This is a genomic window from Brevundimonas sp. 374, assembly GCF_900102995.1.
Lineage (GTDB): Bacteria > Pseudomonadota > Alphaproteobacteria > Caulobacterales > Caulobacteraceae > Brevundimonas > Brevundimonas vesicularis_C.
Window position 1 is genome coordinate 1180028 of the sequence record NZ_FNKT01000001.1, and the last position, 23097, is coordinate 1203124.

Below are 23097 nucleotides of genomic sequence, written 5' to 3' on the forward strand. Positions count from 1 at the left end.
CATGAAGATTTCTTATCTGGCTATTGCGGCCATGCTTGCGGCCGGGTCGCCGATCATGGCCGTCGCGCAAACGCCGCCCGCCGCCGTCGCAACCGCGCCGGCAGACGCCGCGGTGAACGCCGTCATCGCCGACTACGAGACCTATCTGAAGTCGGTCGATCCGATCTCGGCCGGCGGAGAGGGCGATGTCGAGGCGATGGGCCGCGTGCCTGATCTGTCGCGTGAGTTTGAACTGGCCCAGCGCGCACCGCTGGAAGGGTTCGTGCGGCGGCTGACGGCCATCAACCCGGCAAGTCTTTCCCACGCCGGCGGCATCAACCACGCCTTCCTGCTCTATACGCTTAACCGCAGCCTGGAAGGGTTGGACTACGACACCAGCCGTCTGGCGTTCGACTCCGAAGGCGGCCCCGGAACCTGGGCGCTCTACGTCGGCGGCAGCACGCGCCTGAACTCGGTCGCGGAGGCCGAGGCCTACATAAAGCGTATCCGGGGCTTCGGCCAAATCTACGCCCAGACGACCGCCAACGCCCGACGCGGCCTGGACACCGGCTTGGTCCAGGCCCGGTCCGTGACAGAAAGCGCCCTGACGCTGGCGCGAAACGATGTGGCGATCAAGCCGGACGCCGAGCCGCTGCTGAAGCCGTTGGCCACCCTGCCATCCACCGTGTCTCAGGCTGATAAAGATCGCCTGACCGCAGCGGCGACGGCAGTGGTTTCAGAAACGATCCTTCCCGCACGCCGGGCCTGGCTGGCCTTCCTCGAGAGCGACTATCTGCCCAAGGCGCCGATCCAGCCAGGCATCGGCAATCGGCCCGGCGGCAAGGACCTTTACGCCTATCTGGTGCGCGGCCACACCACGACCGACCTGACGCCGGACCAGATCCACCAGATCGGTCTGGACGAGGTCGCGCGCATCCGCGCCCGTATGGATGTGGAAATGACGGCGTCGGGCTGGACCGGCGACTTCGCCGGCTTCCTGAACTTCCTGCGCACCGATCCTCAGTTCTATGCGACCAGCCGTGAGGCCCTGTTGCAGCAGGCGTCGGAGATGGCCAAGCGCGCGGATGGCGGCCTACCGCCCCTGTTCGCCACCCTGCCCCGCCTGACCTACGACGTGCAGCCCGTGCCGCCGCAGATCGAGGAAAACTACACCACCGGCCGCTACAACGGCGGGTCGATGCAGAACGGCGTCGCCGCCCATTACATCGTCAACACGTCTAAGCTGGATCAGCGCCCGCTGTACGAACTGCCCGCCCTGACCCTGCATGAGGCCGTTCCGGGCCACCACCTCCAGATCGCCTTGCAGCAGGAGGCGCCCGGCCAACCCTATTTCCGCCGTCAGGCCAATGTCAGCGCCTATACCGAGGGCTGGGGCCTGTATGCCGAATATCTGGGCGAGGAGATGGGCTTCTACCGCACGCCTTACGAACGGTTCGGCCGCCTGTCCTATGAGATGTGGCGCGCCTGCCGACTGGTCGCGGACACCGGCCTGCACTGGATGGGCTGGACCGAAGAACAGGCCCGCGCCTGTTTCCGCGACAACTCGGCGCTCGCGACGCACAATATCGAGACCGAACTTCAACGCTACATCGGCTGGCCCGGTCAGGCCACGGCCTACAAGATCGGCGAGATCCGCCTGCGCGAAATCCGCGCGCGGGCCGAACTGGAGCTGGGGTCGAAGTTCAACATCCGCACCTTCCACGACGCCTTGCTGGTGGAGGGGCCGCTGCCGCTGGCGCTGTTGGACCAGCGGATGGACGCCTGGATCGCGGAGCAGAAGGCGAAATAGACTGTGCGGCTTACGCCCAGTCCGGCTCCGGCAAACCCTTCGACCGCAGGAATTCCGGGTTGAACAGCTTGGACGCATAGCGCGAGCCGGGATCGCACAGGCAGGTCACGATGGTCTTGCCGGGGCCAAGCTCGCGCGCCAGCCGTACAGCGCCGGCGATGTTCACCCCCGCCGATCCGCCCAGCGATAAGCCTTCGTGCTTCACGAGGTCGAACAGGATCGGCAAGAACTCCGCGTCTTCGATCCGATAGGCGTAGTCGGGTTTGAAGCCTTCCAGATTGCCGGTGATGCGGGCCACGCCGATCCCCTCGGTGATCGACGATCCCTCGCCCGTCATCTCGCCCTTGGTGAACCAGTTGAACATGGCCGCGCCCGCTGGATCGGCCAGGGCGATGGTCACATCCGGCTTCTGCTCGCGCAGATAGGCGCCGACGCCGGCGATCGTCCCGCCCGAGCCGACGGCCGAGACGAAGGCGTCGACCTGACCGTTTGTCTGCGCCCAGATTTCGGGGCCGGTCGTTTTGTAGTGGGCCTCGCGATTGGCGGTGTTGTCGAACTGATTGGCCCAGACGGCGCCGGCCTCTTCGCTGTCGTTCAGCTCGGCGGCCAGGCGCCCGGAATAGTGGACGAAGTGGTTCGGGCTGGAAAAGGGTGCGGCGTCCACCTCGACCAAGCGGGCGCCCAGCGAACGGATGGCGGATTTCTTCTCTTCCGACTGGGTGCGCGGAATGACGATGACGACCGGATGCCCTAACGCGGCGCCGACCAGGGCCAGGCCGATGCCAGTGTTGCCGGCCGTGCCCTCGACGATCGTCCCGCCGGGTTTCAACGCGCCCGACGCCCGCGCCCCCTGCACGATCGACAGGGCCGCGCGATCCTTGATCGAGCCGCCGGGATTTAGAAACTCGGCCTTGCCCAGGATTTCGCAGCCCGTCGCGTCGGACAGGCGGTTCAGGCGCACCAGCGGCGTATTGCCGATCAGGTCGATGACGGATGACGTAGCGGACAAGGTCAGGCTTTCAGGCGAAGATCGAGAACAGAGCGGATCAGGCGGCGGCCTGGCGTTGCCCTAAGTGGATGCCGCACTCGACCTTGTCCATGCCCGACCAACGTCCGGCGCGGGCGTCTTCGCCGTCATGGACGGCGCGGGTGCAGGGCCAGCAGCCGATCGATCGATAGCCCTGTTCGACCAGCGGGTGGCGCGGCAGGTCGTTCTCCTCCAGCCAGGCCTCCACGTCGTCGGCGTCCCAGTTGGCCAGGGGATTGATCCGCAGCACTCCGTCCAACACCTCGAACGGCTTCAGCTTTGCCCGCGTGGCGGATTGGTAGCGTTTACGTCCGGTGATGAGCGCATTGAACCCGGCGGTCGCCCGCGCCAGCGGCCGCACCTTCCGCAGATCGCAGCAGGCGTCGGCGTCGATCTTCCACAGGTCGTCGCGCGCATCCAGCGTCGCCTTCTCGCCCGCATCCGGCGTGACCAGCCGCACGTCGGTCAGGCCCAGCGCCTTGGTCAGTTGGGTGCGATAGGACAGGGTCTGGAGGAAATGCTGGCCCGTCTCCAAAAACACCACCGGCACGGTCTTGTCCTCGCTGGCGATGATGTCCAGCAAGGCGGCGGACTCGGCGCCGAAGGACGAGATGGCGCCGACCCGCAGACCCAGCGCCGGGTCCAACGCCGCCTTCACGATCTCGGATGCGTCCTTGCCCGCCGTCTCGCGGTTCAGCTGTTCGGCCAGGGCGTCCAGATCGCGGTCGTTGGACGCCGCACGCCGCCGCTGCCAGATTGTCGGCGCCGGATCGACCGCCGGCTGATAGGCGCCGCTGAACGCCCGGTCCATCCGGTCCCAGGCCGCCTTGTCCGCGCCCTCGGTCAGTTCCACCGCGTCGAAGCCCGAACGCCGAAGGTGTCGCGCCTGATCCGGCAGGACCTTGCCCGCCGCGATCAGCCGCCCGGCGTAACCGCGCTCTCGCAGCACCGCCGCCAGCGAGAAGCCGCGTCCGTCGCGGAAGGCGTCGAACTCCAGCACCAGCGTGTCTTCGCTTGCGGCGGCCGTCTCAACCTCCTCCAGCGGGGTCGTCACCGACAGGCGCAGCCCGTTCTGTATGCCCTCAAGCCGTTGCATCGAGCGTCTCATAGATGGCGTCGCGGAAGGGATCGGGACCGACGCGGCGCACCGTGTCGATGAACCGCTCACCGTCCGTGCGGATTTGCAGATAGCGGTCTAAGGTCCGCTGGATGGCGGGCGCAACCTCGTCTGCCGGCAGGCTCTTGCCGACGATGTCGCCCAGCGCCGCCTGCTCATCCGGCGAACCGCCCACGGTGATCTGGTAGTATTCCTCGCCCTTGCGATCGACGCCCAGCACGCCGATGTGGCCGACGTGGTGGTGACCGCAGGCGTTGATGCATCCGCTCATATTGATCCTGACCGGCCCCAACTTCTCCTGATAGTCCATGTCCGCCAAACGCTTGGACAGGGCCTGGGCCACCGGGATCGAGCGGGCGTTGGCGAGGCTGCAATAGTCCAGGCCCGGGCAGGCGATCACATCGGTCGCCAGATCGGCGTTGGCCGTCGCCAGCCCCGCCTCTCGCAGCGCTCGCCACAGAGTCGGCACATCGTCCAGCTTCACATGGGGCAGGACCAGGTTCTGCTCATAGGCGGCGCGCAGTTCGTCGAACGAATAGCGCTCGGCCAAATCCGCCACCGCGTCCATCTGGTCAGCCGTGATGTCGCCGGGCACGCCCCCGACCGGCTTCAGCGACACCACCACCGAGGCGTAGCCCGGCTGGCGATGACGACGGACGTTGTTCCTCGCGAACCGAGCGAAGTCCGGATCGGCCAGCAGGGCGCGGTCGAACGGGCCGCTGACCTTGGGCAGATCCTCGAACGGCGGCGGGGCGAAATAGGCCTTGATCCGCTCGGCCTCGTCCTCGGGGATGCGCAGATCCTCGTGGCGCAGGGTGGCGTAGTGTTTGTCCACCTCCTCGCGGAAGGCCTCGATCCCTAGCGAGGCGACCAGGATCTTGATCCGCGCCTTGTGGATGTTGTCGCGCCGCCCCAGCAGGTTCCACGCGCGCAGGATGGCGGTCAGATAGGCCAGCAGGTCCGCCGCCGGCACCGCCGCCGCGATCTCCTGACCGATATGCGGCAGACGCCCCTGCCCACCGCCGACGAAGACGCGGAAGGCCGTTTCGCCGTCCTCGCCCTCCACGACCTGAAGGCCGACATCGTGGGTGCGGATCGCCGCCCGGTCCTTTTCCGCGCCGATCACCGCGATCTTGAACTTGCGCGGCAGGAAGGAGAATTCGGGGTGGATGGTGGACCACTGGCGGATGATCTCGCACCAGGGACGCGGATCCTCGATCTCGTCGTCGGCGGCCCCGGCGAAGACGTCGGTGGTGGTGTTGCGGATGCAGTTGCCCGAGGTCTGGATGGCGTGCATCTCGACATCGGCCAGATCGCTCAGGATCGCCGGCAGGTCGGTCAGGGCCGGCCAGTTGTACTGGATGTTGCAGCGGGTGGTGAAGTGACCGTAGCCCTTGTCGTAGGTCCGCGCGATATGGCCCAGCCGGCGCATCTGACGACTGCTCATCACGCCATAGGGAATGGCGACGCGCAGCATATAGGCGTGCAGTTGCAGATAGACGCCGTTCATCAGCCGCAGCGGCTTGAACTCGTCTTCGGTCAGGGCGCCGGATGCGCGCCGCGCCACCTGGTCTGAGAATTCCTCAACTCGCTCACGCACCAAGGCGTGGTCGAACTCGTCATAGCGATACATCAGCCCACGCCTCCGACGACGCTGTGACCGACGGTCGGCCCGGCCGAGCGGATGCGCTCCTTCAGCCGGTCGCGGCCCGAAGGCGTGCGGTCCTGAACCTCGAACAGATAGGGGTTCACGAAGACGTCCGGCCGCCCGGCGACATCAGCCAGCACGACCTGGGCCGCCGTCTCGTCCAGCATCGAAGCCTGGTCGATGTGCTCGACCGGCTGGTTGTCGACGCCTGCATATATGACGCGACCGTCCGACAGGCGGTTTGCGGTCACGATCTTCACGCCGCCGCCCCCGTCCGCGTCTCGACCGACGCCGAGAAGGCCGCCGTCTCGCCGACGAACAACAGAGCCGGGCCGGCGAGGTTCGCGCCGCGCACCAAGGCGCCCAGCCCGTCCAGTCGCCCGCTCAGAACCCGCTCGTCCGGGCGGCTGCCGTTCTCGACAATGGCGACGGGGGTCGAGGGTGAGCGACCCGCCGCAATCAGGCGCGCAGCCGTCTCCTCGGCTCGGTCCGTGCCCATATAGATGGCCAGGGTGTGGTTGGGGCCCGCCAACCGCGTCCAGTCGGCCTCGACGCCGCCCGGCTTGGCCTGGGCCGTCACGAAGGTCACCGCCTGGGCGTGGTCGCGGTGGGTCAGGGGGATGCCCGCCGAGGCCGCGCAGGCCAGGGCCGCCGTCACACCGGGCACCACGAAGACCGGCACGCCGGCCGCCCGCATGGCCTCCAGCTCCTCGCCGCCGCGACCGAAGACGAAGGGATCGCCGCCCTTCAGTCGCACGACCCGATGACCGGCGCGGGCCTCCTCGATCATCAGGGCCTCGATCTGATCCTGCGGCACCGAGTGCTCGCCGCGTGCCTTGCCCACATACAGACGCTTGGCGTCGCGCCGCGCCCGCTCCAGCACCGCCTCGGGCACAAGACGGTCGTGGATGATGACGTCGGCGTCCTGCAAGACCCGCAGCGCCTTCAGGGTCAGCAGTTCCGGGTCGCCCGGCCCTGCGCCGACGATATGGACCACGCCCGTCTCCGGCGCGGCGACGTTCAGCAGGCGCAGCATCTCGCGCCGCGCCTCGGCCGTCCGACCTTCCGCCGCCAGCGTCGCGGCCGGACCCCGGAAGGCCTTCTCCCAGAAGCGACGTCGCGCCATGAAGTCCGGCACACTGGCCTTGACCGTATCGCGCAACTCGCGCGCCAGCCGCGCCACATTCGCCAGTCCGGCGGGCAGCACGCCCTCGATGGCCGTGCGGATATCCCGCGCCAGAATGGGCGCCGATCCACCGGTCGCCACGCCGATCACCACCTCGTCGCGGTCGATCAGGGCCGGGGTCTGGAAATCGCTCAGATGGGGCTTGTCCACCACATTGACCTGAGCCCCCGCCGCCCGTGCCAGGGCGCCCAGCCGCGCCAGTTCGTCCGCATCGTCCAGCGCCATGAAGACCAGCCGTGCGCCGGCCAGTTCGTCAGTCTCTGGCGCACGCAGCACCGGTTCCGCCGCCGTCAATGGCGTCTCGATCTTGGGCGGCGCGCCGTCGGGCGCGAACCACATCACCTCGGCGGGCGTGTTCAGGAACAGTCGCAGCTTGGCCAACGCCGGCTCGCCGCCGCCGATGATCACGATCTTTGCGGCCTCCAGCGGAATGGAGGCGAGAAATACACGCATCGTCTTGCTTTCTGGGCCGTCGGGAGAGGAAACAGGGACGACGGCAGGGCGCGAACCTTCGTCTTCCCCGTCCAGAGCCGCAAACCAGATTGCCTTTGTCTCGCTGATAGGATTTCTATCCGCGATGGCCCGTCCCCTGCTCCCGCTCAACGCCCTGCGCGCCTTCGAGGCCGCCGCGCGGCATCTGAACTTCTCGCGCGCCGCCGACGAACTGTCAGTGACGCCGGGCGCCGTCAGCCAGCAGATCCGCCTCTTGGAAGACATCGTCGGCGGGCCGCTGTTCGTGCGCGAGGCGCGGGGCCTGCAACTGACCGATCTGGGCCGTTCCTCCGTGCCGCTGCTGCGCGAGGGGTTCGAGCGGCTGATGGACGCCTCGGCCCTGCTGCGCGAACCCCCGCGTCGCAAACAGGTGTCGATCAGCGTGGCGCCCGGCTTCGCCTCCAAATGGCTGATGCCGCGCATGGACGACTTCCACACCGCCCATCCCGAGATCGAACTGTGGATCTCGGCCGACATGGAGCCGGCGGACCTGAGCGAGGGCAAGGTCGATCTGGCGGTGCGCTACGGTCCCGGCGACTATCCCGGCCTTACGGTTGATCGGCTGATGACCGAGACGGTGCTGCCCGTCTGCGCCCCATCGCTAATGGATGGCGACAAGCCGATCCGCAAACCGGCCGACCTGATCGGACACACTCTGCTGCATGACATGTCCAACGATGGCGACCCCAGCCGTCCGGACTGGGCGATGTGGTTGAAGGCGCGGGGTATCCGTCACCCCGACCCGCGACGCGGCTCGCGTTTCAACCAGTCGGGTCTGTTGATCGAGGCCGCCATATCGGCGCGCGGCGTAGCGCTGGCCAAACGCACCCTGGCACAGGCGGACCTGGCGTCAGGGCGACTGGTCGCGCCCTTCCCTGACGGGTCCGAGGCGGTCGGCTTCGCCTACTACGTTGTCCAGCCCCGCGACCGGCCGCCCTCGCCCAGCGCGACCGCTTTTGTCGGCTGGCTGAAGAAACAGGCCGTGGATCACGACAATACGATGGGTCAGTTGTAGGGTTCTTTTACCGCAGATTGGCGGCGCAGGAAAAGGACATCCGCCATGGCTGACGACAAGGCCCCTCGCCTCGCGGTCCTGATCGATGCGGAGAATGCTTCCGCTCGCATCGCAGAGGCGCTGTTCAGCGAAATCGCCACCTTGGGCGAGGCCTCGGCACGACGGATCTACGGCGACTTCGCCAGCCCTCAGATCGCCGGCTGGACGCGGGTCCTGGCTCGTTTCGCCATCCAGCCCCAGCAGAATTTCGCCAACACCAAGGGCAAGAACTCGGGCGACATCGCCTTGGTCATCGATGCGATGGACCTGCTGCATTCCGGGAGGTTCGACGGCTTCTGCCTGGTGTCTTCCGACGCCGATTTCACCCGACTGGCCGCCCGCATCCGCGAGGAAGGCGTCGACGTCTATGGGTTCGGCGAGCAGAAGACGCCCGAAAGCTTCCGTCAGGCCTGCACCCGCTTCATCTATACCGAGAACCTGATCGCGCCGGTTCCGGTCGACGCCGGAGCTAAGTCGCCCGTGGCCGAGACGCCGGCGACCAAGCGCAAGCCGTCCGAGGCCGCGCGCCTGATCGCGGCCATCATCGCCGACATGGACGAGGACGGCGACGGCTGGGTGGCGGTGGGCGGCATCGGCAATCGGCTGCGCAACGCCCATCCCGACTTCGATCAGCGCACCTATGGCTACGCCAAGCTGTCAGACCTGATCCGCGCGACCGGCCGGTTCGAGGTCGAGACCGGCGAACGCGGCGCGATGCGGATTCGCGACCGCGCCTGATCTACGCTCTAGCCGCCTGGCTCACCGACACGCCCAAGGCCTGAAGCGCGGCGGCTGTGATGTGTTCGGCATTCAGGCCGGCCTGGGCGTACATGGCCATGGGCGCATCCTGGTCCTGGAAGACGTCGGGCAGGTTCAGGGTGCGGATCTTGAGCCCGCCGTCCAGCGCGCCTTTCTCGGCCAGCAGTTGCAGCACGAAGGCGCCGAAGCCGCCCATGGCGCCTTCTTCGACCGTGATCAGGGCCTCGTGCTCGCGCGCCAGACGCAGGATCAGATCGGCGTCCAGCGGCTTGGCGAAGCGGGCGTCGGCGACGGTGGCCGACACGCCCTTGGCGGCCAGCATGTCCGCCGCCTTCAGCGATTCCTGCAGACGGGTGCCCAGGCTAAGGATGGCGACCGAAGTCCCCTCTCGCACGATCCGGCCCTTGCCGATCTCAAGCGGCGCAGCGAGTTCGGGGATCTCCACGCCCACGCCGTCGCCGCGCGGATATCGGAAGGCGCTGGGCCGGTCGTCGATGGCCAGCGAGGTCGAAATCATCGCCGCCAGTTCGGCCTCATCCGCCGCCGCCATCAGCACCATGCCAGGCAGCGCGCCCATGAAGCCGATGTCGAAGGATCCGGCGTGCGTGGCGCCGTCCGATCCAACCAGGCCCGCCCGGTCCATGGCGAAGCGCACCGGCAGCGACTGGATCGCCACGTCGTGGACCACCTGGTCGTAGCCGCGCTGAAGGAAGGTCGAATAGATCGCGCAGACCGGTTTCATTCCGTCCGCCGCCAAACCGGCCGCGAAGGTCACCGCGTGCTGTTCGGCGATGCCGACGTCATAGGTCCGCTCAGGAAACGCCTGGCCGAACAGGTCCAGACCCGTTCCCGACGGCATGGCCGCCGTGATCGCCACGATCGACGGATCGACCTTTGCGTGTTTGATCAGCTCGGTTCCGAACACCTTGGTGTAACTGGGGGCGTTGGAGATGGCCTTGGCCTGCTTGCCTGAGACCACGTCGAACTTGACGACTGCATGCAGTTTGTCGGCGCTGCTTTCGGCGGGGGCGTAGCCCTTGCCCTTCTGCGTCACGACGTGGACCAGCACCGGACGGTCCTCGATGGCGGCCGCCTTCTTCAAGATCGGCACCAGATTGTCCATGTCGTGGCCGTCGATCGGGCCGACATAATAGAAGCCCAACTCCTCGAAGAAGGTGCCACCGGTGACCATGCCGCGGGCGTATTCCTCGGCCTTCTTGGCCGCCTTGCGGAAGGGGCGCGGCAGGTGCTGGGCCACCGTCTTGCCCAGGCGGCGGACGTTCTGATAGGCGCCGCCCGACACCAGGCCGGCCAAATAGGCGCTCATCCCGCCAACCGGCGGCGCGATCGACATGTCGTTGTCGTTCAAAATCACCATCAGCTGGCCGCTGGTCGCCTCGGCGGCGTTGTTCATCGCCTCATAGGCCATGCCGGCCGACATGGAGCCGTCGCCGATGACGGCCACGACGCGGTTCTTCTCGCCCTTCTGATCGCGCGCGGCCGCGAAGCCCAGGGCGGCGCTGATGGAGGTCGAGGCGTGGGCCGCGCCGAACGGATCGTATTCGCTCTCGCTGCGCTTGGTGAAGCCCGACAGGCCGCCGCCTTGGCGCAGAGTGCGGATGCGGTCGCGTCGCCCGGTCAGGATTTTGTGCGGATAGCACTGATGCCCGACGTCCCAGATCAGGATGTCCTTGGGCGTCTCGAACACATGGTGCAGCGCCGTGGTCAGTTCGACCACACCCAGCCCCGCGCCCAGATGGCCGCCGGTGACGGACACGGCGTCGATCGTTTCGGCCCGCACCTCCTGCGCCAGCTGTTTCAACTGGGCGATATCGAAGTCCCGCGTGTCGGCGGGCGTCTTAACGGTGTCGAGTAGCGGGGTGTCGGGCATCAGCCGTAAAACCTTGGAAAGTCTTGTCGATCAACCCGCAGGTCGTTTCAACGTTTCGTATCAGGACCGGCGCTTTAGCACAAAGTCCACGCTGGCCCTGAGGATTTCGGCCTCGTCGCCGAACGGCTCCAGATGCGACCGGGCCTGATTTGCGAGGTGCGCGACCCTTTGCCGCGCCGCCTCCAGACCCAACAGGGTGACGAAGTTGGTCTTGCCCAGCGCTGCGTCCTTGCCCCCGGCCGCCTTGCCCATTTCCTCGGCCGAGCCTTCGGCATCCAGCAGGTCGTCGACGATCTGATAGGCCAGGCCGACATCGTGGGCGAAGCTAATCAGAGCGTGGCGATGTTGGGCCGAGGCGTCGGCAATGATCAGCGGGATTTCGAAGGCGTAGGCGAACAAGGCGCCGGTTTTCAGTCGCTGCATTCGCGCCACGCCGCCCAAGTCGTCGCGCACGCCCAGCAGATCGATCATCTGACCACCCGCCATGCCCCGCGCACCCGACGCCAGCGACAGCCGCGCCGCCAGTTCGCAACGCACGGCCGCATCCTCATGGGTGTCTTCATGCAGGATGATGTCGAAGGCGGCCGTCTGCAGCGCATCGCCGGCCAACACCGCCGTCGCCTCGTCATAGGCCCGGTGTACGGTCGGCCGCCCCCGGCGCACGTCGTCGTCGTCCATGCAGGGCAGGTCGTCGTGAACCAGGCTGTAGGCGTGCACGCATTCCAGCGCGCAGGCGGCGCGCAATACAGATCGCTCATCGATGTCGAACAGGCGTGCGGCCTCCAGCGCGAAGAACGGCCGCAAGCGTTTGCCGGGGCCCAGCGCCGCATAGCGCATCGCCTCGGTCAGGCGGGATTCCGGGCCCTCGGCGCGCGGCAGCAGTTCATCCAGCGCGACCGTGACCAGATCGGCGACCTCAGCCACGCGATCGATCACCGCCTGTTCCGGCGAATTCGCGGCGATGACGCGGTTCACGAGAACCGGCTCCAGACCAGGCTCGGAGACGATGCCAGGATCATTCGAACGACGCCGCCTCGACGCCCTTGGCCTGGCCGTCGGGGCCGACCACGATCTTCTCCACACGCAGCTGCGCCGCCTTCAGCCGCGCCTCGCAATGCGCCTTCAGCTTGGCGCCCTCTTCATAGAGGGCGATCGATTCCTCCAGCGGCGCCTGGCCGGATTCCAGGCGAGACACGATGGTCTCCAGGCGCTTCAGGGCGTCTTCGAAGCTGAGATCGGCGGGGATGGCGGCGGCGGTGTCGGTCATGGCGCGGACCCTAGAGGCGCGCGCGGAGCGCATCAACGTCAGAAGCGGCTATCGCTTCTCGTAGCGACGCTGCGACCAATATTTGAAGCCCTGGTTCTGAACCAGTTTCCAACCGTCGGCCTTCAGCGCGCGCCCGACCATATGGTTGAAATAGCCATGGGCGAAGACCAGCACGTCCTGCCCGCCTTCGGCACGCGCAATCAGCTTCTGCGCCGCTTGATCGGCGCGCGCCTCGGCCTGGGCGCGGGTTTCCTGGCCGCCGTGATGATCGAAAGCGTGCCACCAGAAGCGCGACACCACGCCCCACCATTTGGGCGACAGCTTGATCCATTCGGGAATCGGCGGCGGCGGCAGAGGCGCCTCGATGAACATGACGTCGGCCATGACCTCGCGTCCCGCGGCGACCGCAGCGGCGGTTTCCTGGGCGCGCTGACGGGTCGAGGCGTAGATGGCCCCAGCACCCTGGGCGGCCGCGACCAGTTCGGGCGGCGGCGTCTGACCGGCCAGCAGGCCGCCGATCTCATATTTCGCCCACCAGTCGCCGTACTGGCGGGCAGAGATCAGGCATTTGCGCGACAGGGCCGGCTCGCCGTGACGCGTCAGGATGATGGCGCCGGGACGGACAGCGACAAGCGCGCCGACGGATGGCGCGGCGTCAGACGGGGACACGGACGGTTCGGTCGAATCGAGGGACAGGGCGGGGGCTGACATGACAAACGGACGGGCCTTTGGTTTCAAGGCGTTAGGCGTCCTCAGTCCTCCCCGAGCGCAGCGACGTGGGCGACCGCAGAGCGGCCTAGTCCTTCAAGGTCGTAACCGCCCTCAAGCGCCGACACAACCTTGCCCGAACAGGTCCGACGCGCGACTTCCAGAATCGCGCGCGTCGCCCAAGCGAAATCCTCGGCCTCCAGCGACTGATGCGCCAAGGGATCGCGCCGGTGGGCGTCGAAACCGGCCGAGATCAGGATCAGGTCCGGCCGGAACGATTCCAGCGCCGGCATCAATCCGCCGGCGAAGGTCGCACGCCAGTTCTCGCGCGCCGCATGGGGCGCGACGGGGGCGTTGACGATATTGCCGACGCCCGTCTCAGACGCCGCGCCGGTGCCGGGATACAGCGGCATCTGGTGGATGGAGGCCAGGAACAGGCTGTCGTCGCCTTCGAACGCCGCCTGGGTGCCATTGCCGTGGTGAACGTCGAAATCGACCACCGCCACCCGCGCCATCCCTTCGGCCTGAGCCGCACGCGCTGCGATGGCGACGGAGGAGAACAGACAGAACCCCATCGCGCGGTCCGGCTCGGCGTGGTGGCCCGGCGGGCGCACGGCGGCAAAGGCGCGATCCATCTCGCCCCGCGCCACGGCTCGCACCGCATCGATCGCCGCCCCCGCGGCCAGCCGCGCCGCCGGCACGCTGCCGGGTGAAAGGACGGTGTCGGCATCCAGCTGGATCATGCCTGCGACCGGCGAGGCGTCCAGCAGGCGTGCGACATAGGCGGCGGGATGCACCCGCTCCAGATCCGCAACCTCGGCCTGGGTCGCGGCGCGGCGGTCGCGGGCTAGGCCTGCATCCTCCAGAGCATCCAGCACCGCCTTCAGCCGCTCGGGACTTTCGGGATGGCCCGCGCCCGGCGCGTGGGACAGCATGGACGGATGAGTGAAGATCGGCAGGGACATTGAAGCGACGATACGCCGGGCTTTTGGACTTGTCGCCCGTGACGCGCACCAAGGCGCGCGCTAGAGCCGACGCATGACTGAGATCGCGATCCGCCCTGCCCGCCCCGAAGACGCCGCCGCCTTGGGCGCGCTGGGGCGCCAGACCTTCATCGACACCTTCGTCGAGGGATTCGGCATCCCCTACCCGCAAGCCGACCTGAATGCGTTTCTGGACGCCAGTTTCGATCTGGAGCCGACGCTGAAGAAGTTGGCGGAGCCCGACTGCGCCTGGTGGGTGGCCGACCGCGACGGCGAGCTGCTGGCCTTCGCCAACGCCGGCCCTAATGGCCTGCCCCACCCCGAAGCCAGACCGTCGCACATGGAGCTGCGCCGGCTCTATGTGTCGAAGGCGGCACAAGGTCTGGGGCTGGGAACCCGACTGCTGAAGCTGTCTCTGGACTGGATGGAAACCCACACGGACGGACCGCTGTGGATCGGCGTCTGGAGCGGCAACGACAAGGCCCAGCGCCTCTATGCCGCCTACGGCTTCGAGAAGGCGGGCGAATACGACTATCCCGTCGGCGCCTGGCGCGACCACGAGTTCATCTTGCGACGCGGCTGATCCGGGTTCACATCCCTCTCATGCTCCTGAACTTCTTCACCGCGCTGCGCGACGCCAAGGTTCCGGTGTCGATGAAGGAATGGCTCCATCTGATGGAGGCCATGGATCGCGACGTGGCGGGGCGCGAGGTCGAGGCCTTTTATCACCTGTCGCGTGCGGTCCTGGTCAAGGACGAGAAACACTATGACCGGTTCGATCAGGTGTTCGGGACGGTGTTCAAGGGCGTCGAGTCGGTTGGAACGGGTGAAGACCTGACAACCGACATTCCCGAGGACTGGCTGCGGCTGCTGAACGAAAAATACCTGACCGACGAGGAGAAGGCCCAGATCGAGGCGCTGGGCGGATTCGACAAGCTGATGGAAACGCTGAAGCAGCGTCTGGAGGAGCAGAAGGAGCGGCACTCCGGCGGCTCCAAATGGATCGGCACCGGCGGAACCAGCCCCTTCGGACACGGCGGCTACAACCCCGAAGGCGTGAGAATCGGCGGTCCGAGCAAGCATGGCCGGGCGGTCAAGGTGTGGGAGAAGCGCGAGTTCAGGAATCTGGACGACACGGTCGAACTGGGCACCCGCAATATCAAGGTGGCGCTGCGTCGTCTGCGCCGTTTCGCCCGACAGGGGGCGCCCGACGAACTGGATATCGACGGCACCATCGACGGCACGGCGCGTCAGGGCTGGCTGGACATCCAGATGCGGCCCGAGCGACGCAATACGATCAAGGTGCTGCTGTTCCTCGACATCGGCGGTTCGATGGACGGTCACATTAAGCTGGTTGAGGAGTTGTTCTCGGCGGCCAAGACTGAGTTCAAGAACCTGGAGTTCTTCTACTTCCACAACTGCCTCTATGAAGGCGTCTGGAAGGACAATCGCCGGCGGCACACCGAGCGGATCCCGACGTGGGATCTGCTGCACAAATACCCTGGCGACTGGCGCGCCATCTTCGTCGGCGATGCAACGATGAGCCCCTATGAGATCACCATGCCCGGCGGCTCCGTCGAGCACTGGAACGAGGAGGCCGGCGCCGTATGGATGAAGCGGGCGCGCCAGCAGTGGGAGAAGTCGGTCTGGCTCAATCCCGTTCAGGAGCGGTACTGGGACTATACCGCATCCGTCGGCCTGTTGCGTGAGGTAATGGAGCAGCGGATGTTCCCGCTGACGCTCGAAGGCCTCGACAAGGCAATGCGGGCCCTGACAAGGTAGGAGACGTTCGGGCGACCGCCTGCAACTTCACGAAGGGTCCGACCATGATCGCCGCCGCCTTCGCCTTGCTGATCCTCCAACAAGCTGCGCCGACCGTCGTGTGGGATGCGCCCGCGCCCGAGGCGGTGGTTGAAACGCCGACGCCGCCGTTCGAGCACAATGTGCCTGCCTGGGGCCTGGCTGATCCCTTTGGCTTCGAGCGCGCACGGTGCAGTCCACTAGTGCGCGGCCAGCAGTCCATGGCCGAATGTCAGACCGAGGTGCGCGAACAGCTGGCCATCGCCATGGGGTCCGACCTGCCCGAAGCTCTGCGCCCGAGCGGCATGGCCGGTGACTGTCAGATGATCCGGGCCAGCGCCGCAGGCTCGGACTATGCGGTCCAGTGCGGCGCGCAGTCTCGCACGGCGGCCGCGCCCTCGAGCCTGCGAGAAATGGATTGTCGTCCGCGTCCGGTCGAGGGCGGGTTCAGCTCTGAATGCCGCCCAGTCGATGGAGCCGACAAGAAGGGGCTATCGCTGACCCTGTGGGGCGACAAGGACTGATCGGACAGAAAAGCGCCGCCCGCTTCCGCGGACGGCACCTCGCATCTTCGCGCATTCGAGGAAAGCTTAGGCCTTGTCGCGCAGGCTGTCCTTGACGCCGCCGACAGTATTTTGGACCTTGCCTTCGACCTGATCGGCCTTGCCTTCAGCCTGCAACTTGGTGTCGCCGGTCACCTTGCCGACGCCTTCTTTAATCTTGCCACCGATGTTCTTGGCGGCACCTTCGATACGGTCATGGTCAGCCATGGAAATCTCCTAATTTTCATCGCCGCGACGTAACGTTGCGGTTCGAAAAATAAACGACTTCGCTAATGGCCTGTTCCGTAAGGCTCAGCTTGGACGACGTAGCCAGACGGCGACAGCCCAGGCGTGAGAATCGTGACGCAAGCGCGAGATGGCGAAGGTCGGATCCAGCCACACCAGCGTGTGATCGTCCTCACATTTTGCATCGGGATTTTCGGCCGCCACAGTCGCCGTCCAGAAGCCGCCGACATTGTTCACCGGCTCGCGCGTCGAACGCACGAAATACTGGCTGGCCTCGGCGATGCGGTTCAGCGGCGCGACCGTCAAGCCGGTTTCCTCGACGAATTCGCGGATCAGGGCCTGGACCTCGGTTTCTTCCAAATCTATGCCGCCGCCGGGCAGGTCGAAATAGGGACCGGTCTCGCGCTCGACGCGCACGCAGGCGATTAGGCCGTCACGCTCGACGATGCCGAACGCGGTGGCGCGGTGACGATAATCCGAAGCGGGTTTGCGAACGCCGAACTGCAACATGATGAAAACCGACCCTAGAGGTCGAACGACAACCTGGCGCGCACGCCCTTGTGGGCGCCGTCGAACTCGACCGCCGACCGCAGGCCAGACGCCATGGCGGAAATGATCTTGCCGCCCAGACCCGTGCCCTTGGGTGTTCCGTCGCCCAGGCCGGGGCCGTCGTCCTCGACCGTCAGCATCACGCGATGGTCCGTCTCGCGGCGCAGATGGATGCGAATCTCGCCCCCCTGCCCCGGCGCATAGGCGTATTTGACCGCGTTGGTGACCAGTTCGGTGACGATGACGCCGATGGAGACGGCTTGATCGGTCGTGACCGACAACGGCTCAGCGTCCAGCGTCAGCCTGGGCGATCCTTCGTCTGGCCCGATGGACTTGGACAGTTCGTCCATCAGCCCGACCAGATATTCGTCCATCGCCACGTGGCTCATGTCGCCGGACGTGTAGAGGCGGCGGTGAACATGGGCGACGGCCTCGATGCGCGCCTGCGATTCGCGCAGCGCGTCCTTGGCGCCCTGATCAGTGACGTGGCGCATCTGCAACGACATGAAGCTGGACACCAGCTGCAGCGAGTTGCCGACGCGGTGGTTCACCTCACGCAGCATCGCCTCGGCCCGATCGCGCGCTCGGCGGATTTCTTCCTGCGCCAGTTCGTTCTCGCGCTCCAGCCGACGGCGCGACAGGGCGTCCTCGAGCGCCGAGCGCAACAGGGAGGTGAAGTCCTCCGAGACATCCTTGATTACGTAGTCCGCCGCGCCCGCTCGAAGGGCCGCGACGGCGATCCGCCCATCCTGCGCACCCGTCACATAGACGACGGGCGGCGGCGCCGTCAGGGCCAGAATGTCCGGTAGGACGTCCAGCCCGTCTCGCGTCGGCATATAATGGTCGAGCGCGCAGACGTCGAACTCGTCCTGCTGCAACAGCTCCAGCCCCGCATCGCCGTCGGGCGCGCAGGTGACGGCGTAGCCGTGACGCCCCAGTTCCTTCTCGACCAGTCGGGAAAGACCCCGATCATCGTCGATGTAGAGCAGGCGGATGGGCTGGGACGCGTCGATCGTCAGATCTCCGGCGCCTGAATCACCGACAGGAACAGACCCAACTGACGGATGGCGCCGGCGAAGGATTCATAATCCACCGGCTTAGTGATGTAGACGTTGCAGCCCAGGTCGTAGCAACGCTGGATTTCGACCTTGTCGTCCGTGGTCGTCAGCACCACGACCGGAGCCCGCTTCAGACGGTCGTTGGCCTTCACCTTTTCCAGAATGTCCGTACCCGACATATCGGGCAGGTTGAGGTCGAGCAGGATCAGGAGCGGGCCATTGGCGAGGATTTCGTCGCTGAACAGATAGTCGAGCGCCGCACCGCCCTCATCGAAATGCTTGATCTCGTTGTTGATGTTGGCCCGGCGGATGTTCTTTTCGATCAGCTTGGCGTGGCCGTGGTCGTCTTCGACCATGATGATTTTGACGGGTTGCGTCACAGCGCGCCTCCGGGTTCAGACAGGATCAGTCGTTTGGGGAATTTCAGCAGGAAAGTCGAGCCTTTGCCCAGTTCGGACTCGACGTCGATGGTCCCGCCCAAGCGGCGCACGCTGTTTCTGACGAACGCCAGCCCCAAACCTTCGCCGGAACGGTCCTGTTTTCCGGAGCGGCGGAAGAGTTCGAAGATTCGCTCATGGTCGCGCGGGGCGATGCCCCGGCCGTTGTCGGCGACCCGGAAGACGACCCAGCCGCCCGGCACGTCTTCGCCCGACACGACGATTTCGCCCGGCCGGTCGTGATCCAGATATTTGACGGCGTTGTCGATCAGATTGCCGACGATCTGCTCCATCGAAATACGGTCGCTTTCGATTTCGGGCAGCGACTGCACATCGATGCGTGCGCCCGAGGCTTCGGTCTGGTGATGGACGCTGTTAGCGATATTCTGGGCCATCGTCGTCATGTCCAGCGGTTCTGGAAGCAGGTTGCGGCGACCTTCGCGCGACAGCTTCAGGATGGCGTTGATCAGCCGGTCCATCTTCTCGGTCGAGGCGCGGATAAAGCCGATCGCCTCAGGCATTTCCTCGCGGACGGCTGTGACGATCTCGGGATCGACCACGCGCGTCTTTTCCGCCTCGTGGATCGCCTTGTCGACGATCTTGCCCGCCTGCTCCAGTTCGGAGGTGTAGCCCATCACGTTGACCAGCGGCGCGCGCAGGTCGTGGCTGACGATATAGGCGAAGCGCTGGATTTCCTCGTTCGCGCGCATCAGGTCGCCGGTGCGCTCGCGGACCTTGTCTTCCAGGCTGGCGTTGGCGGCGTCCAGGGTCGCGCGGGCGGACTGGATCTCGGCCACGTAACGCCGCACCAGCCAGGCCGACAGCAGAGCCAGAACGAGGACCAGAAGCCCCGCGATGGCGTTCATCGTGACGGTCAGGAAGCCAAAACGCTCCGAGGCCCGGCGTCGGCTGTCGATTCTGTCGGACTTCAGCTTGTCAAACTTCTCGATGGCGGCTCGGAGCTCGTCCATATACTGCTTGCCTTCGCCAGACCGCACGGCCTGGATCGACTGCCCGATCCGACCCTGCCGCGCCAAAGCGACGGTGCGCTCCATCTCGTCCCATTTCTTGTCACCCAGACGGTGAATGGGTTCGACGGTGTCTTTCAGCGTCGGATCGAGGGCTGCGCCCTCATCCAGAAACGCCAAAGCGGGCTCCATGTCGGCCCTGGAGTCACGATAGGGCTGTAGAAAATCGCTTCGTCCCGTCAGCAGAAAACCGCGTTGCGACGTTTCGGCGTTCAGGCTCGCAATGAGAACTGTACGCGCGGCGCGCCGCATCTGCTGGGCATGCTCAATGGTCTTGTTCAACGCGACAGTGCGCTGGATCATCACGAACGTCGTCGCATTGACCAGGATCAGCAGCCCGAACACCAAGACAAGCATAGCCGACATGGACCGGGCCAACGACGGCGTACGCGTGAAGTCGCGCAGACGCGACCATTGGGATCGGGGGTTCGGACTCATGACGGCGGAGCTTTAGCGGGGTGCGTCGCCGCGTCAAACGTCAAACTGCCAAGTCGGCGGGATCAAACCTGGCCCAGGGTCCGCAGCCGGGCCTTTGGATGGATCTCGTTCTGGCTCATCACGACGGTCTGGCCGCGGAAGCGTTCGATGATCGATCGCACATAGGGCCGCGTCATCGGGCCGGTCAGCAGGACGGGGTTCTCGCCCGTCATGGCGATCCGCTCGAAGGTGTCGCGAACGGCGCGGATGAAGTCCTGAAGGCGCGACGGCGCCATCGCCAGCTGCTTGTCCTCGCCATTGCCGATCAGGCTTTCGGCGAAGGCGTTTTCCCATTCCGGCGACAGGGTGACGATGGGCAGGGCGCCCTCGCCGTCCTTATTCTGCCAGCACAGCTGGCGGCCCAGGCGCGCGCGGACGTGTTCGACCAGGGTGGTGACGGACGAGCTGTGCGGCGCGGCTTCGGCCAGACCTTCCAGAATGGCGGGCAAATCGCGGATCGACACCTTCTCGCGCAGCAGCGATTGCAACACCCGCTGCAGCGTCGTGACGGTGACCACGCTGGGCACCAGTTCCTCGACCAGCTTCTTCTCTTCGGCGCCCAGTTCCTTCAGCAGCTTCTGCACCTCGGCGTAGGACAGCAGATCGGCCATGTTGTCTTTCAGGATCTCGGTCAGATGGGTCGTCAGGACCGTCGATGGATCGACAAGCGTATAGCCGCGGAACGTCGCCTCCTCGCGCAGACCTTCCTCGATCCAGGTCGCTGGCAGGCCAAAAGCGGGTTCGCGCATATGCTCGCCCGGAAGCTCGACCTGGCGACCTGCCGGATCCATCGCCATCAGGTGACCCAGCCGCACTTCGCCCGCGCCCGTCTCCATCTCCTTGATGCGGATCGCGTAACCCTGGGTCGGCAGGCGCATGTTGTCGAGGATGCGCACCTGGGGAATGACGAAACCGTATTCCTGGGCCAGCGACCGCCGCAACGCGCGGATTTGATCGGTCAGACGCCGCCCTTCAAGATCGTTGATTAGGCTGAGAAGCGAGTAGCCGAGTTCGATCTTCACCTCGTCGATGGTGAGGACGTTAGCGATCGGCTCTTCGACGTCTTCCTTGGGTTTTGCGGCCGCTGCCGCCGCGGCGATCTCCGCCTCCGTCGGCTGAGGCTTCAAGCGATTGCGGCCCAGCCGCCAGGCCATGAAGCCCGAGCCGATGGCCAGGGCCGCGAACGGGATCAGCGGCATCCCGGGGATCAGACCGATCAGGCCGGCCGCGCCCGACACCACGCCCAGCGACACGGGGTTGGTCGCCAGCTGGGTGACCATGGCCTTGTCCGCCGTGCCTTCGACGCCCGCCTTGGACACCAGGAAGCCGGCGGCGATCGAGATGATGATGGCCGGCACCTGCGTCACCAGACCATCGCCGATGGTCAACTGGACATAGGTGTTGGCCGCCTCCATCGCCGGCATGCCGTGTTGCAGCGTGCCGATCAGTATGCCGCCGATGGCGTTGATGAAGGTGATGATCAGCCCGGCGACGGCGTCGCCGCGCACGAACTTGGAGGCGCCGTCCATGGCGCCGAAGAAGGTCGATTCCTGCTCCAGCTCCTTGCGGCGCAGCTTGGCCTGGTCCTCGGTGATCAGGCCCGAGGACAGATCGGCGTCGATGGCCATCTGCTTGCCCGGCATGGAGTCCAGGGTGAAGCGGGCGGACACTTCGGCGATCCGGGTCGAGCCCTTGGTGATGACGACGAAGTTCACCACCAGAATGATCGCAAAGATGATCACCCCGATGATGAAGTTGCCGCCCATCATCAGTTGCCCGAAGGCGTTGATAACCTGACCCGCCGCATCGTGACCTTCCTGGCCGTGGGTCAGGATCAGACGCGTGGACGCAAGGTTCAGGCCGAGACGGAACAGGGTCGAGACCAGCAGCACGGTCGGGAAGATGGCGAAATCCAGCGGCCGCTTCATCATCACAGCGGTCATCAGGATCAGCACGCTGGACACCAGCGAGAAGGCCAGCAGCAGATCCAGCAGGAACTTGGGCACCGGCAGGATCAGCAGCATGATCACGCCGATCACGCCGACCGCCATCAGCACTTCGCCGCGGTTGACCCAGCCCAGGACGTCGCGGCCCGTCGGGCGCGCCATGCCGTCCTTCATCATCACCGGCGTATCAGTCACGGCCCAACGCCTTCAGCGCGCGACGCGTCGCCTCGGCGATCACGACCGCATTGGCGTCGTCCGATGTCGCCCGGGCAGCGTGGTAATAGGCGGCGACGATCACGGGTTGGCCGTTCGGCGGATACAACAGGCCGATGTCATTGGTCGGCCCATAGCCCCCCGTCCCCGTCTTGTGCGCCACCCGCCAATTCGCAGGCGTCCCAGCCCTAAGACGATTCTGACCCGTGGGCGTATCGGTCATCCACTGCAGCAACAGGGCGCGCGACGCTGCGGTCAGGGGCGAGGCCGAAGCGAGAAAAAGATGTTGGAGATTGGCGACCGACTGGTTGGGAAGGATCGTATCCTTGTCGCCGTCCAGACGATTCATCTCCGGCTCGAACCGATCTGAGCGGGTGCTGTCGTCGCCGATGCCGCGATAGAAGGTCTGCATCGCCGACGGGCCGCCCATGGCCTTCAGCAGCAGATTGGCGGCGGGGTTGTCGCTGACCTCAACCGCGCCCTTCATCAACTGCTCGACCGTCAGGCTGACGCCAACGGCGGGCTCCGTCACCGGAGCGTGGTTGATCATGTCCGCCGCAGTGATGGGGATGCGGCGATCAAGTCGCTCCTGCCCGGCCTGCACCCGCAACAGGGTCGCGGCGGCCAGATACATCTTGAAGGTCGAGCAATAGACGAAGCGTTCGTCGCCGCGCCAAACCAGCTTACGCCCTGTCGCCGCGTCCTGAACGACGAAGCCGAGACGGCCGCCATTGCGCGCTTCCAGGTCGGACAGGTCAATAACCTCGTCTGACAGAGGGGCGGGCGCGGCAGGGCGTGATTCCGCGCGCGGCGAACAGCCGACCGCGCTCAAGGCGGCCAGCCCCGTCAGGACGCATCGGCGCTCCACGGGTGCGCGCAT

At 66.1% G+C, this 23097-nt stretch carries 23 protein-coding genes; 6 read left to right on the top strand and 17 right to left on the bottom strand.

Annotated elements, in window-relative coordinates; translation table 11 throughout:
• Position 1 precedes the first annotated feature (1 nt).
• The gene (locus BLR19_RS05890; protein WP_176758275.1) at positions 2-1789 is read left to right on the top strand and encodes a DUF885 domain-containing protein; all 1788 of its coding nucleotides are present in this window, start codon (positions 2-4) and stop codon (positions 1787-1789) included.
• Between the two features lie 10 nt (positions 1790-1799).
• Here the strand turns inward: BLR19_RS05890 and BLR19_RS05895 are convergent, their stop codons facing one another.
• Genes BLR19_RS05895 through cysG form a run of 5 tightly spaced genes read right to left on the bottom strand, consistent with a single transcriptional unit; the run spans position 1800 to position 7220 of the window.
• Complete coding sequence (locus BLR19_RS05895; RefSeq protein ID WP_091748259.1) at positions 1800-2798, bottom strand: cysteine synthase A; 999 nt, start codon at positions 2796-2798, stop codon at positions 1800-1802.
• Positions 2799-2835: 37 nt separating this feature from the next.
• Entirely contained in the window at positions 2836-3912 is a 1077-nt protein-coding gene (locus BLR19_RS05900) for a phosphoadenylyl-sulfate reductase (RefSeq protein WP_091748262.1), read from the bottom strand.
• Entirely contained in the window at positions 3899-5566 is a 1668-nt protein-coding gene (locus BLR19_RS05905; protein ID WP_091748265.1) for a nitrite/sulfite reductase, read from the bottom strand. Before BLR19_RS05905 ends, BLR19_RS05900 begins: the two co-directional genes overlap by 14 nt.
• Positions 5566-5841: a DUF2849 domain-containing protein gene (locus tag BLR19_RS05910; protein ID WP_091748267.1), complete on the bottom strand. Its 276-nt coding sequence runs from the start codon at positions 5839-5841 to the stop codon at positions 5566-5568. Before BLR19_RS05910 ends, BLR19_RS05905 begins: the two co-directional genes overlap by 1 nt.
• Positions 5838-7220, bottom strand: a complete 1383-nt coding sequence (cysG, locus tag BLR19_RS05915) for a siroheme synthase CysG (RefSeq protein WP_091748270.1) — start codon at positions 7218-7220, stop codon at positions 5838-5840. Before cysG ends, BLR19_RS05910 begins: the two co-directional genes overlap by 4 nt.
• Positions 7221-7344: 124 nt before the next feature.
• Between cysG and gcvA the strand changes: the two genes are divergently transcribed.
• Positions 7345-8274 carry a transcriptional regulator GcvA gene (gene gcvA / locus BLR19_RS05920; RefSeq protein WP_091748273.1) on the top strand — a complete coding sequence of 310 codons (930 nt, stop codon included), beginning with the start codon at positions 7345-7347 and terminating at the stop codon, positions 8272-8274.
• 45 nt (positions 8275-8319) lie between these two features.
• On the top strand, positions 8320-9051 hold the full coding sequence (locus tag BLR19_RS05925) for an NYN domain-containing protein (RefSeq protein ID WP_091748276.1): 732 nt from the start codon (positions 8320-8322) through the stop codon (positions 9049-9051).
• Between the two features lies 1 nt (position 9052).
• Here BLR19_RS05925 and dxs read toward each other — a convergent pair whose 3' ends face one another.
• From dxs to BLR19_RS05950, 5 genes are all read right to left on the bottom strand, one after another.
• Positions 9053-10966 carry a 1-deoxy-D-xylulose-5-phosphate synthase gene (dxs, locus tag BLR19_RS05930; RefSeq protein WP_091748279.1) on the bottom strand — a complete coding sequence of 638 codons (1914 nt, stop codon included), beginning with the start codon at positions 10964-10966 and terminating at the stop codon, positions 9053-9055.
• A gap of 57 nt (positions 10967-11023) precedes the next feature.
• Complete coding sequence (locus tag BLR19_RS05935) at positions 11024-11899, bottom strand: polyprenyl synthetase family protein (RefSeq protein ID WP_038293630.1); 876 nt, start codon at positions 11897-11899, stop codon at positions 11024-11026.
• Positions 11900-11978: 79 nt separating this feature from the next.
• The gene (locus tag BLR19_RS05940; protein ID WP_017504472.1) at positions 11979-12230 is read right to left on the bottom strand and encodes an exodeoxyribonuclease VII small subunit; all 252 of its coding nucleotides are present in this window, start codon (positions 12228-12230) and stop codon (positions 11979-11981) included.
• A 48-nt stretch (positions 12231-12278) separates the two neighbouring features.
• A complete protein-coding gene (locus tag BLR19_RS05945) occupies positions 12279-12941 on the bottom strand; it encodes a histidine phosphatase family protein (protein WP_091748282.1) in 663 nt (220 codons plus the stop codon).
• A 41-nt stretch (positions 12942-12982) separates the two neighbouring features.
• A complete protein-coding gene (locus BLR19_RS05950) occupies positions 12983-13903 on the bottom strand; it encodes a histone deacetylase family protein (protein ID WP_091748285.1) in 921 nt (306 codons plus the stop codon).
• A gap of 73 nt (positions 13904-13976) precedes the next feature.
• Here BLR19_RS05950 and BLR19_RS05955 point away from each other — a divergent pair, with 73 nt between their 5' ends.
• The 3 genes from BLR19_RS05955 to BLR19_RS05965 are packed head-to-tail and all read left to right on the top strand — an operon-like array spanning position 13977 to position 16245.
• Positions 13977-14504, top strand: a complete 528-nt coding sequence (locus tag BLR19_RS05955; RefSeq protein ID WP_091748288.1) for a GNAT family N-acetyltransferase — start codon at positions 13977-13979, stop codon at positions 14502-14504.
• Positions 14505-14524: 20 nt separating this feature from the next.
• Positions 14525-15703, top strand: a complete 1179-nt coding sequence (locus tag BLR19_RS05960) for a vWA domain-containing protein (RefSeq protein ID WP_091748291.1) — start codon at positions 14525-14527, stop codon at positions 15701-15703.
• Positions 15704-15747: 44 nt separating this feature from the next.
• The gene (locus tag BLR19_RS05965) at positions 15748-16245 is read left to right on the top strand and encodes a hypothetical protein (protein ID WP_091748294.1); all 498 of its coding nucleotides are present in this window, start codon (positions 15748-15750) and stop codon (positions 16243-16245) included.
• Positions 16246-16311: 66 nt separating this feature from the next.
• On the opposite strand, the gene BLR19_RS05970 is transcribed toward BLR19_RS05965, so the two are convergent.
• The 7 genes from BLR19_RS05970 to bla all read right to left on the bottom strand — a co-directional run bounded on the left by BLR19_RS05970 (position 16312) and on the right by bla (position 23097).
• Positions 16312-16491, bottom strand: a complete 180-nt coding sequence (locus BLR19_RS05970) for a CsbD family protein (RefSeq protein WP_091748297.1) — start codon at positions 16489-16491, stop codon at positions 16312-16314.
• Between the two features lie 84 nt (positions 16492-16575).
• Positions 16576-17019, bottom strand: coding sequence for an NUDIX domain-containing protein (locus BLR19_RS05975; RefSeq protein WP_091748299.1), 444 nt, complete (start codon positions 17017-17019; stop codon positions 16576-16578).
• 14 nt (positions 17020-17033) lie between these two features.
• Positions 17034-18077 (bottom strand): sensor histidine kinase, encoded by a 1044-nt coding sequence (locus BLR19_RS05980; RefSeq protein ID WP_369818844.1) that lies wholly within the window; start codon positions 18075-18077, stop codon positions 17034-17036.
• Positions 18074-18496 (bottom strand): response regulator, encoded by a 423-nt coding sequence (locus BLR19_RS05985; protein ID WP_231868686.1) that lies wholly within the window; start codon positions 18494-18496, stop codon positions 18074-18076. Before BLR19_RS05985 ends, BLR19_RS05980 begins: the two co-directional genes overlap by 4 nt.
• Positions 18493-19947, bottom strand: coding sequence for a sensor histidine kinase (locus BLR19_RS05990; RefSeq protein WP_091748305.1), 1455 nt, complete (start codon positions 19945-19947; stop codon positions 18493-18495). Before BLR19_RS05990 ends, BLR19_RS05985 begins: the two co-directional genes overlap by 4 nt.
• 134 nt (positions 19948-20081) lie before the next feature.
• Positions 20082-22181: a flagellar biosynthesis protein FlhA gene (gene flhA, locus BLR19_RS05995; protein ID WP_091748308.1), complete on the bottom strand. Its 2100-nt coding sequence runs from the start codon at positions 22179-22181 to the stop codon at positions 20082-20084.
• Between the two features lie 10 nt (positions 22182-22191).
• On the bottom strand, positions 22192-23097 hold the full coding sequence (gene bla / locus BLR19_RS06000; protein WP_091748311.1) for a class A beta-lactamase: 906 nt from the start codon (positions 23095-23097) through the stop codon (positions 22192-22194).

What these genes read in the sequence shown, in the direction of transcription:
- BLR19_RS05890 (WP_176758275.1), top strand. Translation starts at nt 2, where the DNA reads ATGAAGATTTCTTATCTGGCTATTGCGGCCATGCTTGCGGCCGGGTCG.
- BLR19_RS05900 (WP_091748262.1), bottom strand. Translation starts at nt 3,912, where the DNA reads ATGCAACGGCTTGAGGGCATACAGAACGGGCTGCGCCTGTCGGTGACG.
- BLR19_RS05905 (WP_091748265.1), bottom strand. Translation starts at nt 5,566, where the DNA reads ATGTATCGCTATGACGAGTTCGACCACGCCTTGGTGCGTGAGCGAGTT.
- cysG (WP_091748270.1), bottom strand. Translation starts at nt 7,220, where the DNA reads ATGCGTGTATTTCTCGCCTCCATTCCGCTGGAGGCCGCAAAGATCGTG.
- gcvA (WP_091748273.1), top strand. Translation starts at nt 7,345, where the DNA reads ATGGCCCGTCCCCTGCTCCCGCTCAACGCCCTGCGCGCCTTCGAGGCC.
- BLR19_RS05925 (WP_091748276.1), top strand. Translation starts at nt 8,320, where the DNA reads ATGGCTGACGACAAGGCCCCTCGCCTCGCGGTCCTGATCGATGCGGAG.
- BLR19_RS05940 (WP_017504472.1), bottom strand. Translation starts at nt 12,230, where the DNA reads ATGACCGACACCGCCGCCGCCATCCCCGCCGATCTCAGCTTCGAAGAC.
- BLR19_RS05945 (WP_091748282.1), bottom strand. Translation starts at nt 12,941, where the DNA reads ATGTCAGCCCCCGCCCTGTCCCTCGATTCGACCGAACCGTCCGTGTCC.
- BLR19_RS05950 (WP_091748285.1), bottom strand. Translation starts at nt 13,903, where the DNA reads ATGTCCCTGCCGATCTTCACTCATCCGTCCATGCTGTCCCACGCGCCG.
- BLR19_RS05955 (WP_091748288.1), top strand. Translation starts at nt 13,977, where the DNA reads ATGACTGAGATCGCGATCCGCCCTGCCCGCCCCGAAGACGCCGCCGCC.
- BLR19_RS05960 (WP_091748291.1), top strand. Translation starts at nt 14,525, where the DNA reads ATGCTCCTGAACTTCTTCACCGCGCTGCGCGACGCCAAGGTTCCGGTG.
- BLR19_RS05965 (WP_091748294.1), top strand. Translation starts at nt 15,748, where the DNA reads ATGATCGCCGCCGCCTTCGCCTTGCTGATCCTCCAACAAGCTGCGCCG.
- BLR19_RS05970 (WP_091748297.1), bottom strand. Translation starts at nt 16,491, where the DNA reads ATGGCTGACCATGACCGTATCGAAGGTGCCGCCAAGAACATCGGTGGC.
- BLR19_RS05975 (WP_091748299.1), bottom strand. Translation starts at nt 17,019, where the DNA reads ATGTTGCAGTTCGGCGTTCGCAAACCCGCTTCGGATTATCGTCACCGC.
- BLR19_RS05990 (WP_091748305.1), bottom strand. Translation starts at nt 19,947, where the DNA reads ATGTCGGCTATGCTTGTCTTGGTGTTCGGGCTGCTGATCCTGGTCAAT.
- flhA (WP_091748308.1), bottom strand. Translation starts at nt 22,181, where the DNA reads ATGATGAAGGACGGCATGGCGCGCCCGACGGGCCGCGACGTCCTGGGC.
- bla (WP_091748311.1), bottom strand. Translation starts at nt 23,097, where the DNA reads ATGCGCGCACCCGTGGAGCGCCGATGCGTCCTGACGGGGCTGGCCGCC.